Genomic DNA, 15695 nt, shown 5'->3' with positions numbered 1-15695 from the left:
GGAGCATGCAACTTAATTCCACGGAAATTAGCGAACTAATCAAGCAGCGTATTGAAAATTTCAACGTTGTTAGTGAAGCTCGTAACGAAGGTACTATCGTATCAGTAAGCGATGGCATCATTCGTATCCATGGCCTTGCAGATGTAATGCAAGGTGAAATGATTGAATTACCTGGTGGCCGTTATGCACTAGCACTTAACCTTGAGCGAGACTCGGTTGGTGCGGTTGTAATGGGCCCATATGCTAACCTTCAGGAAGGCATGAAAGTAACGGGTACTGGTCGTATTCTTGAAGTACCAGTAGGCCCTGCGCTTTTAGGTCGCGTAGTGAATACACTAGGTGAGCCTATTGATGGTAAAGGCCCAATCGAAACAGAGACATTCTCTCCTGTTGAAGTGATTGCGCCGGGTGTTATCGACCGTAAATCTGTTGATCAGCCAGTTCAGACTGGTTATAAAGCAGTTGACTCGATGATCCCAATCGGCCGTGGCCAGCGTGAGCTGATCATCGGTGACCGCCAGACGGGTAAAACCGCAATGGCGATCGATGCCATCATCAACCAGAAAAACTCTGGTATTTACTCTGTTTATGTCGCTATCGGTCAGAAAGCTTCTACTATCGCAAACGTAGTACGTAAGCTGGAAGAACACGGCGCACTGGAAAACACCATTATCGTTGTTGCTTCAGCTTCTGAATCAGCAGCACTGCAGTACCTTGCGCCATACGCAGGTTGTGCTATGGGTGAATACTTCCGTGACCGTGGTGAAGATGCGCTGATCGTATACGATGACCTATCTAAGCAGGCTGTTGCATACCGTCAGATTTCACTATTGCTTAAGCGTCCACCTGGCCGTGAAGCATTCCCTGGTGATGTTTTCTACTTACACTCTCGTCTTCTAGAGCGTGCATCTCGCGTAAGTGAGCACTACGTAGAAAAATTCACTAATGGTGAAGTGAAAGGTCGTACAGGTTCACTAACTGCGCTTCCAATTATCGAAACGCAAGCTGGTGACGTATCTGCATTCGTACCGACCAACGTAATCTCGATTACCGATGGCCAGATCTTCCTACAAACAGAACTGTTCAATGCTGGTATTCGTCCAGCGGTTGATCCAGGTATCTCTGTATCACGTGTTGGTGGTTCTGCTCAGACTAAAGTCATCAAGAAGCTGTCAGGTGGTATTCGTACCGCACTTGCACAGTACCGTGAACTAGCAGCATTTGCTCAGTTCTCGTCTGACCTTGATGAAGCAACTAAGAAACAGCTTGATCATGGTCAGAAAGTAACTGAACTGATGAAGCAGAAGCAGTACTCACCGATGTCTGTATTTGAACAGGCTGTGGTTATCTTTGCTGCGGAAAAAGGCTATTTGAATGATGTTGAGCTGCCTAAGCTTGCAGATTTCGAAGCTGCGTTGCTTTCATATGCCAAAGGTCAATTTGCTGAGCTTGTATCTCAGGTTGATGAAACGGGTGCGTGGAACGGTGAAATCGAAGCTCAGTTTGTAAAACTGGTTGAAGATTTCAAAGCGACCCAGACTTGGTAATTGGTTGGTGGTCGCTTGCGATCACCTACTAACGGAGAGTAACGATGGCCGGCGCAAAAGAGATTCGTAACAAGATCGGTAGTGTTAAAAACACTCAGAAGATCACTAAAGCGATGGAGATGGTTGCCGCTTCAAAAATGCGTAAAACGCAAGAAGCGATGGAATCATCACGTCCATACGCACAAACTATGCGCAAAGTGATCGGTCATATCGCCCTTGGTAGCCTTGAGTATAAGCATCCTTATCTCGAGGAGCGTGAAGCCAAGCGCGTGGGTTACATCATTATTTCAACTGACCGTGGTCTGTGTGGCGGTTTGAACATTAACCTGTTCAAGCAAGCGATGACAGATATTAAAGACTGGTCAGATAAAGGTGCAGATATTGACTTAGCGCTGGTTGGTGCTAAGGCTACTGGATTTTTTAACAGCTACGGCGGTAACGTTTTAGCTCAAGTTTCCGGTCTGGGTGATAACCCATCGGTTGATGAGTTGATTGGTACTGTTGGTGTCATGCTGAAGAAATATGATGAAGGCCAACTGGATCGCCTGTACTTGGTGTACAACAAGTTTGTAAACACCATGGTTCAGGAACCAGTGATCGATCAATTGCTGCCTTTGCCTAAGTCGGAAGATGAAGATATGCAGCGCAACCACTCTTGGGATTATATTTATGAGCCTGAGCCTAAAGCCCTACTCGATACCTTGTTGATTCGTTATGTTGAATCACAAGCTTATCAGGGTGTTGTCGAAAACCTTGCCAGTGAGCAAGCGGCTCGAATGGTTGCGATGAAAGCAGCAACAGATAATGCAGGAGATCTGATTGATGAACTGCAGCTTGTGTATAACAAAGCCCGTCAGGCGGCGATTACACAAGAACTGTCAGAAATCGTTTCTGGTGCATCTGCTGTTTAAGGCAAAGAATTAATAAGTTTAGAGGATTAACGATGGCTACAGGTAAGATCGTACAGATCATCGGTGCGGTAGTCGACGTAGAGTTTCCACAGAGCTCTGTACCACAGGTATACGACGCCCTACACGTTGATGCGAAAGAAAACGGTACGCTAGTACTGGAAGTTCAGCAGCAGCTTGGCGGTGGTGTTGTTCGTGGTATCGCTATGGGTACTTCTGATGGCTTACGTCGCGGTTTGTCTGTTGAAAATACAGGCCGCCCAATTGAAGTTCCAGTTGGTACTGCAACACTAGGACGTATCATGAACGTTCTGGGTCAGCCAATTGATGAATGTGGTGAGATCGGTGAGAAAGAGCGTTACTCTATCCACCGTGAAGCACCAAGCTATGAAGAGCAATCGAACGAAACCGCACTTCTAGAGACTGGCGTTAAAGTTATCGACTTGATTTGTCCATTCGCTAAGGGTGGTAAAATCGGTCTATTCGGTGGTGCTGGTGTTGGTAAAACCGTCAACATGATGGAGCTTATCAATAACATCGCCCTACAGCACTCTGGCCTATCTGTATTTGCCGGTGTTGGTGAGCGTACTCGTGAAGGTAACGATTTCTACTTTGAGATGCAGGAAGCGGGTGTTGTTAACATCGAAAACCCTGAAGAATCAAAAGTAGCGATGGTTTACGGTCAGATGAACGAGCCACCTGGTAACCGTCTACGTGTTGCTCTGACTGGTCTAACAATGGCAGAGCGCTTCCGTGATGAAGGCCGTGATGTACTATTGTTCATCGATAACATTTACCGTTATACCCTTGCGGGTACAGAGGTATCGGCACTTCTAGGTCGTATGCCATCTGCGGTAGGTTACCAGCCAACACTTGCAGAAGAGATGGGTGTACTTCAGGAGCGTATCACGTCAACGAAGAGCGGTTCTATCACCTCTGTTCAGGCGGTATACGTACCTGCGGATGACTTGACGGATCCATCGCCAGCAACGACGTTTGCTCACTTGGATGCAACGGTTGTACTTTCTCGTCAAATCGCATCGCTTGGTCTATACCCTGCGATCGACCCACTAGATTCAACATCTCGTATGCTTGATCCTCTAGTGGTTGGCCAAGAGCACTACGACATTGCGCGTGGCGTTCAGAGCTTGCTACAGCGTTATAAAGAGCTGAAAGACATCATTGCAATTCTTGGTATGGATGAGCTATCTGAAGAAGATAAGCAAGCTGTATCTCGTGCGCGTAAGATTGAACGTTTCCTAACTCAGCCTTACCACGTTGCAGAAGTCTTTACTGGTGACCCTGGTATCTACGTATCTCTGAAAGAGACGCTACGTAGTTTCAAAGGCATTTTAGCGGGTGAATACGACGATATCCCAGAGCAGGCATTTATGTACTGTGGTGCGATTGAAGACGTATTGGAAAACGCGAAGAAGCTTTAAGCTGAGTAGGAGGCGACATGGCAGCGATAACCTTCCATCTGGACGTAGTAAGCGCAGAGAAAAAATTATTCTCTGGTCGAGCTGAAGACATTCAGGTGACCGGTAGCGAAGGTGAACTGGGTATTCACGCAGGACACACTCCGCTGCTGACCGCTATTACGCCGGGCATGATTCGGATCACTAAACAACATGGCGAGGAAGAGGTTATTTATCTTTCTGGTGGTATGTTGGAAGTTCAGCCTAATGCAGTCACTGTATTAGCTGATACCGCTATTCGCGGTCAAGATTTGGATTCAGCGAAAGCGGAAGAAGCGAAACGTCAGGCTGAGGAACGAATCCATAATCAGCATGGCGATATCGACTTTGCTCAAGCGGCCAGTGACCTAGCTAAAGCTATCGCTCAGCTTCGAGTTATCGAGTTGACGAAAAAAGCGCGCTAAGTAGGCGCATGATGTAAAAAGGCGACCTAAGGGTCGCTTTTTTTATATCTCTATTTTTCTGACCTTCCCCGACGGTTATCTGTTTTTTCCGTTTTATTCTATGTTTTAAGGTTATTACGCACAAAAAACTATCTATTTTGCTTAACCGTACATTAGAGAGTCGATACAATGCGTGTAGTTTTATTTTTATTATGCATCAAGAGGGATAACCTATCATGAGCTTCAGTGCTGTGATTTTAGCGGCGGGAAAAGGAACCCGTATGTACTCCAACCTGCCAAAAGTGCTTCATACTTTGGCAGGCAAGCCAATGGCTAAGCATGTCATTGATACATGCGCAGGACTTGGTGCTAATCAGATCCACCTCGTCTACGGCCATGGTGGCGAGCAAATGCAATCTGTATTGCAGGCTGAGCCTGTTAACTGGGTATTGCAGGCCGAACAGCTAGGTACGGGTCACGCGGTGAACCAGGCGTGTCCTGATTTGTCTGATGATGACAAGGTACTGATCTTATATGGTGATGTACCACTTATCAGCGCTCAAACCTTAGAAAACCTATTGGACGCCCAACCCAGAGGTGGTATTGCACTACTCACCGTTGTACTGGATGACCCTACTGGTTATGGCCGTATCGTGCGTCGCAATGGCCCTGTTGTCGCTATCGTTGAGCAGAAAGATGCTTCAGAAGAGCAGAAGCTGATTAAAGAAATTAACACGGGTGTAATGGTTGCCAATGGCGGTGATCTTAAGCGTTGGTTGAGTGAACTGAAAAACGAAAATGCGCAAGGTGAATATTACCTTACGGACATTATTGAGATCGCCCATAACGAAGGCCGTGCTGTTGAAGCGGTGCACCCTGTTCGTGCCATTGAAGTGGAAGGGGTTAATAACCGAATTCAGCTGGCGAAACTTGAACGTGCTTTTCAGAGTATGCAAGCGGAACGCTTGCTTGAGCAAGGCGTAATGCTACGCGATCCTGCCCGCTTTGACCTACGTGGCGAGCTGCAATGCGGCACTGATATCGAAATTGATGTTAACGTGATCATCGAAGGTAGTGTCTCGATTGGCAACAATGTGGTAATCGGCGCGGGTTGTGTGCTGAAAGACTGTGAGATCGACGATAACACCATTATCCGTCCATACAGTGTCATTGAAGGAGCCACGGTTGGTGAAGACTGTACTGTCGGCCCGTTCACCCGTTTACGCCCTGGTGCTGAGCTGGTGGGTGATTCGCATGTGGGTAACTTTGTTGAAATGAAAAAAGCGCGTTTAGGCAAAGGTTCTAAGGCCAATCATCTTACGTATTTGGGTGATGCTGACATTGGTGAACGTGTGAATATTGGTGCTGGTACCATTACCTGTAACTACGATGGTGCGAATAAATTCAAAACCGAAATCGGCGATGATGTGTTTGTGGGATCAGATACCCAGCTGATTGCGCCGGTGAAAATTGCTAAAGGCGCTACTATTGGGGCTGGTGCAACGATTAACCGCAATATTGGCGAAGGTGAGTTAGTCATTACTCGCGCGCCAGCACGCACGATTAAAGGTTGGAAGCGCCCAGAAAAGCAAAAGTAATATTTTTTACTGAACGTACGGTTTTCAAGGCAAGGGCTCCCCCTTGCCTTTTTCTTTATCTGTCGTTCAAGTCTGGGCCCTATCCTGATATTGGTTAAAGTTGCAGGCTGAATAGTGACGTCTTTTTGTCTCAGTTTTAAAAAGATTCTCATAATTAAGAAAAGGCATCCTGAACGGTGCCTTTTTTTTATGGTATGAAGCGAGAGGTCTACTATCTAGACAGGAGTGATAGATTTTTTGCGAAATAGAAAACCTAGGCACTGCAATGACGATATGCGAATCAAAATAAAACTCATATTGGAACGATGTTTGTAAATTGTTGTTTTTGCTTGTTGTCAGTGTTTTTGTCAAGTTGGCTTATGTTGTGCAATCCAGTAATGAAAGCTAGACGTCATTCATTTTGGTGTATTGGAGGTAAGACATGACAGATCCTAAAGCGCAAATGGCAGCCCGAATTAAAGAAGCTCGAGAGTGGAAAGGGCTGACTCAAGTTCATATGGCTCAGCAACTTAAAGTTGCACGACAAACGTATCTAGATTTAGAAACGGGAAAGACCGAGCCGAAGGTACGTATGCTATCTGAAATATCTGAAATTACTGAGCGGCCACTAACTTGGTTTGTATATGGTGATGAAGGTATAGAAATTTTGGAAAGTGAATACAAAGAAGAAATCGATCGACTATTGCAATATTTTAGTCGACTTCCTCACTCGGCAAGAAATGTTATTTTACAGCAAAGCATTAATCTTGCTGGCTTTATGGCGGAGTATACGCGAGCCCTGACTCAAAAAGATAAATAGTTTTCAAAATGATGTACGGATTGCTTGTATGCATTACAATGCAAACATCAAGCTTTACTGCCTTTTTTGATAGACAAGTAATGTATGGATTCACGTTTTATGCTCATTTTCCGTGAATTATGGCGACTCTGTTAGATAATTTGCTGCTTTTTCAATGTTATGGCATACCAAGGTAGTTTTACTCTCGGTGGCACAATCAGCGAAAAAGGTGATTAACTAACAGAGGGTAGCCTAGTGGAGTTCGCGAAATTACAAATTGCATCCAAGATTCGTGAAGCACGCGAATGGAAGGATCTGTCTCAGGTTGTAATGGCTAAAAAGCTCGATATTGCGAGGCAAACCTATTTAGATCTTGAATCTGGTAAAACAGAGCCAAGGATCACAGCGTTACTCAAGATTGCGCAATTAACCGATCACCCTATTGAGTGGTTTATTGGTGATATCTCTGCTGAACAAGGCGGTGGGGATGACTATTGGCGTGAATTGTCAGGTTTGTATATCAAGTTGCCAGAGCCTTTAAAAACAGCCATGCTAAAATCGCATTTATCGCAAGTGCAGGCTTGTATTGATCATATTTCAGCGTCGAAATGACGGAAATAAAAAGCAGCCTTAGGCTGCTTTTATATCGTTATGCTACTAGAGGCTATTGTGCGAGGAAAAATTGATAGGCTGGATTGCCTGTCTCATCCTTCCATTGATAGCCAAGTTCTCTTAAGTGACTAGTGAAAGAGAGTAGATCTTTGTCCTCTAATTCAAAACCACATAAAACACGTCCGTAATCTGCCCCATGATTACGATAGTTAAATAGACTGATATTCCAGTGTGTCCCCAATGTATTGAGGAACTTTATGAGTGCCCCTGGGTATTCTGGAAATTCAAAACTGTACAGGCGTTCACTGAGTGGTTTGGCTGGGCGACCGCCGATCATATAGCGCACGTGTACTTTTGCCATTTCATCATCAGATAGATCGACAACCGGATAGCCACCTTTGCGTAGATCTTGGATGATGCTATCTAGCTCTTCTTGTCCTTGTAGTAGGCGTACCCCGACAAAGACATTCGCGAGAGTGTCATCATTGTGGCGATAGTTAAACTCTGTGACCGCTCGCCCCCCCAATATATGGCAGAAATCAAGGAATGCACCAGGTCGTTCAGGAATGGTAACAGCGAGTAGACCTTCCCTTTTTTCACCGAGTTCACAGCGTTCTGAAACATAGCGTAAACCATGGAAATTCAGGTTTGCGCCAGATAGTACAGCGGCAAGTTGTTTGTCTTTTAGCTGATGGATATCAGCATATTTTTTCAATCCTGCCAGTGCCAGTGCGCCAGAAGGCTCGGCAATGGCGCGGGTATCTTCAAAAATATCTTTCACCGCAGAGCAGATCTCATCGCTGCTTACCGTGATTGAGTCATCAAGGTATTGCTGGCATAACCGGAACGTTTCCTCGCCAATACGTTTAACAGCAACCCCATCCGCGAACATACCGACCTGATCTAACGTCACGGGCTGGCCTGCATCTAATGCAGCATGAAGACACGCTGAATCCTCGGCCTCAACACCAATCACTTTAATTTGTGGCATGAGCTGTTTAATCAGTACCGCGACACCTGCGGCTAAACCGCCACCTCCGACTGGTAAGAAAATATAGTCGAGGTGACCATTTTGCTGAACTAGCTCGACCCCTATCGTTCCCTGGCCTGCAATGACTGCGGGATGATCGAAAGGCGGAATAAAGGTATAGCCATGTTGTGCTGCCAGTATTTCAGCTTGGGCTTTCGCTTCATCAAAGTTACTGCCATGTAAGACGACAGTGCCGCCAAAACTGCGTACAGCATCGACTTTGATGTCCGGTGTAGTGCGTGGCATCACAATGGTGGCTGACACGCCAAGGTGCTTGCCTGACATGGCTAACCCCTGGGCATGATTACCCGCTGAAGCGGCGATCACCCCAGCTTGGCGCTGGCTAGGTGTCAGTTGGGTCATCATGTTGTAAGCCCCGCGTAGCTTAAACGAGTGAACTGGCTGACGGTCTTCCCGCTTAAGTTGTACGTGGTTGCCTATCCGCGCTGCCAGACGATCCATCGTTTGTAGTGGGGTGACTTGCGCCACCTCATACACTGGTGCACGGAGAATATCGCGAAGGTAATCGGCTCCGCTTAACAGCTCTACATCCTTGGCCTGGGTTACTTCGCTCATTATGTTTTATCCTTCTAGCTTCGATATATCACGTACAGCCCCTTTATCGGCACTGGTTGCGAGGTTGGCATAGGCACGCAGGGCAAATGATACTTCGCGCTGACGGTCAACAGGTTTCCAGCCTTGCTGATTAGCTGTAAGGCGTCGGCTAGCAAGCTCAGATTCTGTTATCTGGAGGTCGATGTTACGATTGGGAATATCTATCGCAATGGTATCGCCATTTTGGATTAAACCTATGGTGCCACCGTTAGCGGCTTCTGGTGATACATGGCCAATTGATAAGCCGGATGTGCCGCCAGAGAAGCGACCGTCAGTGATTAACGCGCACTCTTTGCCCAAGCCCATCGATTTAAGGTAAGTGGTTGGGTACAGCATCTCTTGCATACCAGGGCCACCTTTCGGGCCTTCGTAGCGGATCACCACCACATCACCCGCTTTCACTTTCCCACCCAAAATCGCTTCAACGGTACTTTCTTGGCTTTCAAAGACTACCGCAGGGCCTGTAAAGGTTAGGCAGCTTTCGTCAACCCCAGCTGTTTTTACAATGCACCCGTCGAGTGCCATGTTGCCAGACAGAACGGCTAAGCCGCCTTCTTGGCTAAAGGCATGTTCTTTATTACGGATACAGCCATTCTCACGATCATCATCTAGGCTATCCCAACGGCAATCTTGTGAAAATGCTTTCGTGGTACGGATCCCGGCAGGACCCGCTCGGAAGAAGGATTTCACGTCCTCTGATTTTGTCTGCACGATATCGTAGTGTTTGAAGCTTTCTGAAAATTGTTCACCAAGAATGTTATAGCAGTCATTGTGGAACAGGCCAGCGCGATCGAGCTCGGCTAAAATGCTGTATACCCCACCCGCGCGGTGAACATCTTCCATGTGGTATTTGGGTGTCGATGGTGCAACTTTACATAATTGCGGTACACGACGAGACATCTTATCGATATCTTCCATGGTGAAGTCAATTTCGCCTTCTTGCGCTGCGGCTAGTAGGTGAAGCACGGTGTTGGTGGAGCCGCCCATCGCAATATCCAATGCCATCGCATTTTCAAAAGCCTTCTTGGAGGCGATATTGCGTGGCAATGCACTTTCGTCATCTTGCTCGTAGTAACGTTTGGTCAGCTCAACCACACGCTTACCGGCATTAACAAATAGTTGCTCACGATCAGCATGGGTAGCGAGCATTGAACCGTTACCAGGCTGACTTAATCCTAAGGCTTCAGTTAGGCAATTCATTGAGTTTGCGGTAAACATGCCTGAGCATGATCCACAAGTTGGGCAAGCTGAGCGCTCGATCTGCTCGCTTTGTTCATCAGAGACCGTTGGATCGGCACCTTGGATCATGGCGTCAACCAGGTCAAGTTTTAGGATCTGGTCTGATAATTTGGTTTTACCGGCTTCCATCGGACCGCCTGAAACAAAAATCACTGGAATATTCAGGCGTAACGATGCCATCAGCATCCCGGGGGTGATTTTGTCACAGTTTGATATACACACCATGGCATCAGCACAGTGGGCATTCACCATATACTCAACCGAGTCGGCAATCAGCTCTCGTGATGGCAAAGAGTAAAGCATGCCGCCATGACCCATGGCGATACCATCATCAACAGCAATCGTATTGAACTCTTTGGCAATACCACCAGCCTCTTCAATTTCACGGGCGACTAGCTGGCCGAGATCTTTAAGGTGGACATGGCCGGGAACAAATTGGGTGAAAGAGTTAACCACGGCAATGATTGGTTTACCGAAATCTTCATCTTTAACGCCTGTAGCGCGCCAAAGGGCACGGGCACCAGCCATATTGCGGCCGTGAGTAGTAGTAGCGGAACGGTACTTGGGCATAACAAAAAAATCCTTTTGCTTTGTTGCAGTCTGCCCGCGCTGACGCAGGCAGGCTTATGTTTTTACTTAACGTCTGATGGGTAGATTAGGTCTAACCAACCCCACTTGTCTTCGGTTGTGCCATTGAACAAACCGAAATAGGCTTCTTGTACCGCTTTGGTAATTGGCCCACGCTTGCCTTCACCAACTGCGATCTGATCAACACTGCGAACGGGCACGATTTCAGCGGCTGTTCCGGTCATAAACACTTCATCTGCTAGGTAAAGTGCTTCACGGGCAATGTTTTCTTCACGGATTTCATAACCCATTTCTTTGGCTAGGATCATGATTGTATCGCGCGTAATTCCCGGCAGAATCGCGCTGGTAGCAGGAGGCGTGGACAATACGCCGTTACGAACGACAAAGATATTTTCCCCTGCCCCTTCAGACAGGTAACCATCAACACTGAGTGCGATACCTTCAGCGTAGCCATGGCGACGCGCTTCACTGCCAACCAGCAGGGATGATAGGTAATTACCACCCGCTTTTGCAGCGGTTGGAATGGTATTTGGGGCTGCACGGTTCCAGCTCGAAATCATCGCATCAACACCGCTTTCAAGGGCTTCTTCACCTAAATACGAACCCCAAGGGAAGGCGGCGATGATCAGCTCCATTTCGGTGTCTGTTGGCGGACAAACGCCCAAACCGACATTGCCAACATAACCAAGTGGACGGATATAGGCGGATTCTAGTTTGTTGGCGCGAATGGTTTCACGGCAAAACTCCATTAGCTCTTCTGAGCTATAAGGAATCGGAAAACGGTAGATCTTGGCTGAGTTTTTCAAACGGTCCATGTGCTCTTTATGACGGAACACTGCTGGGCCATTTGGTGTGTTATAACAACGGATGCCTTCGAAGACGGAGGTACCGTAATGCATCGCATGAGTAAGTACATGGACATTGGCCTCTGCCCAAGGAACCATTTCACCATTGAACCAAATAAAATCCGCTGTATTTGCCATGTTTTGTTCCTTCCTTAAAAACTAGTCTTGGTTTTCTAATAGTGTGGTGTTGACGGTACGAATATCCCAAAGCTTTTCGATTTGGTTGATAAGCGTGGTGATAGGACGATCACTATCTACGATAATATGGATACTGGCTATCTTGCTCTCATGGTTTTGTGTTGCATCTACCTTTTTGATAATAAAACCACGGTGGCGAATAACGCGCAAAATTCGTTCAAGTAATACTGGCTTATCATCGGCCTTGATGTCGAGTAAATATCGTTCCATTAGGTATTCTCCAGCATATCTTGGTTTGCAGCGCCTGGTGGGACAAGTGGCCACACGTTTTCTTCTTCCGAGATCAGTACATGCAATAAATATGACGTCTTACTGGCCAACATTTCTTGGAGTGCTGGATCAACTTCTTCTTTGGTCGTAATTGTCTTACCTGGAATATCAAAGGCTTCGGCCAATTTAATGAAATCAGGATTATCATCAAGAATGGTTTCACTGTGGCGACCATCAAAGAACAGTGACTGCCATTGGCGTACCATACCAAGACGCTGGTTATTGATTAATACTATCTTAACTGGAATTTGACGACGCTTTAGCGTGCCAAGCTCTTGAATGTTCATCATAAATGAACCATCACCGGTAATCAGGATTGATTCGTCATCAGGACGAGCAACTTTGGCGCCCATCGCTGCAGGTAGACCAAACCCCATGGTGCCAAGTCCAGCCGAGGTGATGTAGTTCTGCGGTGCTCGAGGCTGAATGTGCTGAGCGGCCCACATTTGATGCTGACCGACGTCAGTTGAAACCATGCTACTGTCGGGCATCATGTCCGACAGCTGCTTTAGCAGTAACGGAGCATAGATCAGATCGCCAGGGTGATCGTAGCGCCACTTGCCATCACGGCGTAGTGTTTCGCTGTATTCAACCCAAGGGGTAATATCTTGTGCAAGCTCTAACTGTGGGAGAATGACGTTAATGTCACCTCGTAAAGGTGCATCGGCATGACGCAGCTTGTTGAATTCAGCCGCATCAATATCAATGTGGATCACTTTGGCATGCGGGGCGAAGGTATCTAATTTACCGGTTACTCGATCATCAAAACGAGCCCCAACAACAATCAGCAAATCACACTCTTGGACGATTAGGTTGGCAGCCTTGGTTCCATGCATGCCGAGCATTCCCAAGTAGTGTGGGTCGTGACGCTCAATACTGCCAAGCCCTTTTAAGGTACTTACCGATGGCATCGGGTTCATGCTAAGAAAGCCACGAACCGTGTCTGTTGCTTTGGCTATTTGCACGCCGCCACCGACATACATAACAGGGCGTTGGCTTTGCGATAAAACGGTTTGAGCGACAGTAACAGCATCAGCTGAGGCTACAGGGATCGCTGGTGGTGTAATCGCCGGTAAGAGCGCTGTTGGCGCTTGGGCGAGTTGTACATCTTTGGCAATATCGACAATAACAGGACCTGGTCGTCCCGTATTGGCGACAACGAATGCTTCCGCAAGGGTTGGTGCGAGTTCATTGATATCGGTGACGAGATAACTGTGCTTGGTGCAAGACAGCGACATCCCGATCACATCCATCTCCTGAAACGCATCAGTACCTATATGTGAACTCGCAACTTGTCCAGTAATGGCCACTAGTGGCACTGAATCAAGAAAGGCATCGGCAAGGCCTGTGACGAGGTTAGTCGCGCCAGGGCCCGATGTTGCCATACACACAGCCACTTCTTGTGTTGCTCTTGCCATGCCGATAGCTGCCATGACTGCCCCTTGTTCGTGACGGCACAAGATGTGCTCGACGCCACCATCATATAGGGCATCGTAGATAGGCATGATAGCCCCACCCGGATAGCCAAATATGGTTTTGATCCCCTGCTGTTGCAGCGCATGTACGACTAACTCTGCTCCTGTCATCGCTGCTCTCCCGTTCCTTGCTTGCGATTGCTGATATTGTGATCAGCATGTTCCTATCTGTGTTAAAAAAAAGCCCCCGAACCGGTTGGGTGCGGGGGCTTTTCTGCGTAGTTGTGTTTGTTGCTAATTTACGCCTACCAGCCCCTGTCGCGGTGAAATAATCACCACGATGACGTTAATAATGAGCATGAGTGCTTTGGCAGTAAATTGCATCGACTGTCTGTCCAGTTTTATTGTTTATGTTTTGCTTTACCTAAGTGGTAACACAGATGTCGCTCGCATGACAAGAAAAAACTATAAATTATTTTGCAAACTTACTGCATAAATAGGCTATTGATGAAACGTAATTTACTATTTCTATTAACTTATTCGGTCAAAGTATCACCAGGGTGATTAATCATGAGTCTTGCGATTGTCCATAGCCGTGCTTGCGTTGGGGTGAGTGCGCCAGCGGTCACTGTTGAAGTGCATATTAGTAATGGGATGCCAGCTCTTGCGCTTGTTGGCTTACCTGAAACCAGTGTTAAAGAGGCAAAAGATCGCGTTCGCAGTGCAATTGTTAATGCCAATTTCGAGTTTCCCTCCCGCCGTATTACCGTCAATCTCGCACCGGCTGATCTCCCTAAAGAAGGGGGGCGGTTTGACTTGCCGATTGCACTTGGCATTCTTGCCGCATCAGGGCAAATTCCTGCAAATAAGCTGCAAGATTATGAATTTTTAGGGGAGCTGGCTTTATCCGGTGAGCTGAGGCCGGTGAAAGGAGCCTTACCTGCAGCGTTAGCAGCGAAAGAATCTGGACGTTGCTTAATCGTACCTGATGATAATGGTGAACAAGTTGCGCTGGTGGCAAAAGAGCGCCATAAGTCAGCGGCGGATCTTCTTGCGGTCTGTGCGCATTTGAGTGGCCAACAACAATTAGCGTTACATTTTCGACATCATGAAGACGTAGCTGAAGAACCGCAGTTTTTCGCCCGAGATATGCAAGATATTATTGGTCAGCAACAAGGTAAGCGTGCCCTCGAAATTGCTGCGGCTGGTGGACATAACGTATTGTTTCTTGGTCCGCCAGGAACGGGGAAAACAATGTTAGCTTCTAGGTTGCGTGACTTGTTACCTGAGATGAGTGTGTCCGAGGCAATGGAAACGGCAGCCGTTGCCTCATTGACCACACAATCTATCCACGAGGGTAATTGGCGACAGCGGCCATTTCGGACTCCTCACCATTCAAGTTCGATGGCGGCGTTAGTCGGAGGGGGATCAACCCCGCGCCCTGGCGAAATATCATTAGCCCATAACGGCATTCTATTTTTAGATGAAATGCCAGAGTTTGAGCGTAAGGTGCTCGACTCATTGCGTGAGCCGTTGGAGTCCGGAGAGATTGTGATCTCCCGAGCCACCAGCAAAACCAACTTCCCTGCCCGCTTTCAGCTCATAGGAGCGCTGAACCCAAGCCCCACCGGCTATTATGAAGGAAGCCAATCACGCACTAACCCTCAGGCCATTTTACGTTATCTTAGCCGGTTGTCTGGCCCTCTGTTAGACCGCTTTGATATGTCGATTGAAATTCCGGCTTTGCCTCGGGGGACATTGGCGGAAGGTGGTGAGCGCGGTGAGCCAAGCACGGTGATCCGTCAGCGTGTACATCAAGCCCGTACGACTATGTTAGCGCGAGGCGATAAAATTAATGCATTATTGTCGACCCGTGAACTCGATCTTTACTGTGAGCTGGATAAGTCCGATGCGGAGTTTCTTGAAACGGCCTTACATCAGTTAGGGCTCTCTATTCGTGCTTATCACCGCATAATAAAAGTGGCGAGAACGATTGCCGACCTCGCAGGGAAAGAGCAGATTGAGCGCGGGCATTTAGCGGAAGCATTAGGATATCGAGCGATGGATCGGTTGCTAAAACAGCTTTCGGCGCAGGTGATCTGATGGCGTAACGATTAAAAAGTTTGATAACCATTTAGGCTTCCCCCTAAGCTATTTGAAATAGCTGCGGGGGAGCATTATCGGGTTAGCC

General features: G+C 47.3%; 13 protein-coding genes. 8 read left to right on the top strand and 5 right to left on the bottom strand.

The window, feature by feature from the left end; all coding sequences use genetic code 11:
- Positions 1-5 precede the first annotated feature (5 nt).
- The 7 genes from atpA (at position 6) to L4D09_RS16410 (ending at position 7304) form a co-directional block, all read left to right on the top strand.
- Positions 6-1547, top strand: a complete 1542-nt coding sequence (atpA, locus tag L4D09_RS16440; protein WP_428458597.1) for a F0F1 ATP synthase subunit alpha — start codon at positions 6-8, stop codon at positions 1545-1547.
- 44 nt (positions 1548-1591) lie between these two features.
- Positions 1592-2458 carry a F0F1 ATP synthase subunit gamma gene (gene atpG, locus L4D09_RS16435; RefSeq protein WP_428458596.1) on the top strand — a complete coding sequence of 289 codons (867 nt, stop codon included), beginning with the start codon at positions 1592-1594 and terminating at the stop codon, positions 2456-2458.
- Positions 2459-2490: 32 nt separating this feature from the next.
- Positions 2491-3897 (top strand): F0F1 ATP synthase subunit beta, encoded by a 1407-nt coding sequence (gene atpD, locus L4D09_RS16430; protein ID WP_428458595.1) that lies wholly within the window; start codon positions 2491-2493, stop codon positions 3895-3897.
- A gap of 17 nt (positions 3898-3914) precedes the next feature.
- Positions 3915-4337 carry a F0F1 ATP synthase subunit epsilon gene (locus L4D09_RS16425; RefSeq protein WP_428458594.1) on the top strand — a complete coding sequence of 141 codons (423 nt, stop codon included), beginning with the start codon at positions 3915-3917 and terminating at the stop codon, positions 4335-4337.
- A 215-nt stretch (positions 4338-4552) separates the two neighbouring features.
- Positions 4553-5914: a bifunctional UDP-N-acetylglucosamine diphosphorylase/glucosamine-1-phosphate N-acetyltransferase GlmU gene (gene glmU / locus L4D09_RS16420; RefSeq protein WP_428458593.1), complete on the top strand. Its 1362-nt coding sequence runs from the start codon at positions 4553-4555 to the stop codon at positions 5912-5914.
- A gap of 421 nt (positions 5915-6335) precedes the next feature.
- Entirely contained in the window at positions 6336-6713 is a 378-nt protein-coding gene (locus L4D09_RS16415) for a helix-turn-helix transcriptional regulator (protein ID WP_428458592.1), read from the top strand.
- 234 nt (positions 6714-6947) lie between these two features.
- The gene (locus L4D09_RS16410) at positions 6948-7304 is read left to right on the top strand and encodes a helix-turn-helix transcriptional regulator (protein ID WP_428458591.1); all 357 of its coding nucleotides are present in this window, start codon (positions 6948-6950) and stop codon (positions 7302-7304) included.
- A gap of 52 nt (positions 7305-7356) precedes the next feature.
- Here the strand turns inward: L4D09_RS16410 and ilvA are convergent, their stop codons facing one another.
- The 5 genes from ilvA to ilvG form a co-directional block, all read right to left on the bottom strand.
- Entirely contained in the window at positions 7357-8910 is a 1554-nt protein-coding gene (ilvA, locus tag L4D09_RS16405) for a threonine ammonia-lyase, biosynthetic (RefSeq protein WP_428458590.1), read from the bottom strand.
- A 6-nt stretch (positions 8911-8916) separates the two neighbouring features.
- Entirely contained in the window at positions 8917-10758 is a 1842-nt protein-coding gene (gene ilvD, locus L4D09_RS16400) for a dihydroxy-acid dehydratase (RefSeq protein ID WP_428458589.1), read from the bottom strand.
- A 62-nt stretch (positions 10759-10820) separates the two neighbouring features.
- Positions 10821-11759, bottom strand: coding sequence for a branched-chain amino acid transaminase (locus tag L4D09_RS16395; RefSeq protein WP_428458588.1), 939 nt, complete (start codon positions 11757-11759; stop codon positions 10821-10823).
- 21 nt (positions 11760-11780) lie between these two features.
- Positions 11781-12029: an acetolactate synthase 2 small subunit gene (ilvM, locus tag L4D09_RS16390; protein WP_428458587.1), complete on the bottom strand. Its 249-nt coding sequence runs from the start codon at positions 12027-12029 to the stop codon at positions 11781-11783.
- Positions 12029-13675 carry an acetolactate synthase 2 catalytic subunit gene (gene ilvG / locus L4D09_RS16385; protein WP_428458586.1) on the bottom strand — a complete coding sequence of 549 codons (1647 nt, stop codon included), beginning with the start codon at positions 13673-13675 and terminating at the stop codon, positions 12029-12031. The genes ilvM and ilvG overlap by 1 nt, the downstream gene beginning before the upstream one ends.
- Positions 13676-14074: 399 nt before the next feature.
- Here ilvG and L4D09_RS16380 point away from each other — a divergent pair, with 399 nt between their 5' ends.
- The gene (locus L4D09_RS16380; RefSeq protein WP_428458585.1) at positions 14075-15607 is read left to right on the top strand and encodes a YifB family Mg chelatase-like AAA ATPase; all 1533 of its coding nucleotides are present in this window, start codon (positions 14075-14077) and stop codon (positions 15605-15607) included.
- The last annotated feature ends 88 nt before the right edge of the window (positions 15608-15695 follow it).

This window comes from Photobacterium makurazakiensis, assembly GCF_050336715.1.
In the GTDB taxonomy this organism is placed as follows: Bacteria; Pseudomonadota; Gammaproteobacteria; order Enterobacterales; family Vibrionaceae; genus Photobacterium; species Photobacterium makurazakiensis.
Note: the sequence above shows the minus strand (reverse complement) of the source record. Positions and strands in the feature narration are given on the sequence as shown.

Coding starts and splice junctions, on each gene's coding strand:
- ilvD (WP_428458589.1), bottom strand. CDS start 10,758: ATGCCCAAGTACCGTTCCGCTACTACTACTCACGGCCGCAATATGGCT.
- glmU (WP_428458593.1), top strand. CDS start 4,553: ATGAGCTTCAGTGCTGTGATTTTAGCGGCGGGAAAAGGAACCCGTATG.
- atpD (WP_428458595.1), top strand. CDS start 2,491: ATGGCTACAGGTAAGATCGTACAGATCATCGGTGCGGTAGTCGACGTA.
- L4D09_RS16380 (WP_428458585.1), top strand. CDS start 14,075: ATGAGTCTTGCGATTGTCCATAGCCGTGCTTGCGTTGGGGTGAGTGCG.
- L4D09_RS16425 (WP_428458594.1), top strand. CDS start 3,915: ATGGCAGCGATAACCTTCCATCTGGACGTAGTAAGCGCAGAGAAAAAA.
- L4D09_RS16395 (WP_428458588.1), bottom strand. CDS start 11,759: ATGGCAAATACAGCGGATTTTATTTGGTTCAATGGTGAAATGGTTCCT.
- ilvA (WP_428458590.1), bottom strand. CDS start 8,910: ATGAGCGAAGTAACCCAGGCCAAGGATGTAGAGCTGTTAAGCGGAGCC.
- ilvG (WP_428458586.1), bottom strand. CDS start 13,675: ATGACAGGAGCAGAGTTAGTCGTACATGCGCTGCAACAGCAGGGGATC.
- atpG (WP_428458596.1), top strand. CDS start 1,592: ATGGCCGGCGCAAAAGAGATTCGTAACAAGATCGGTAGTGTTAAAAAC.
- atpA (WP_428458597.1), top strand. CDS start 6: ATGCAACTTAATTCCACGGAAATTAGCGAACTAATCAAGCAGCGTATT.
- ilvM (WP_428458587.1), bottom strand. CDS start 12,029: ATGGAACGATATTTACTCGACATCAAGGCCGATGATAAGCCAGTATTA.
- L4D09_RS16415 (WP_428458592.1), top strand. CDS start 6,336: ATGACAGATCCTAAAGCGCAAATGGCAGCCCGAATTAAAGAAGCTCGA.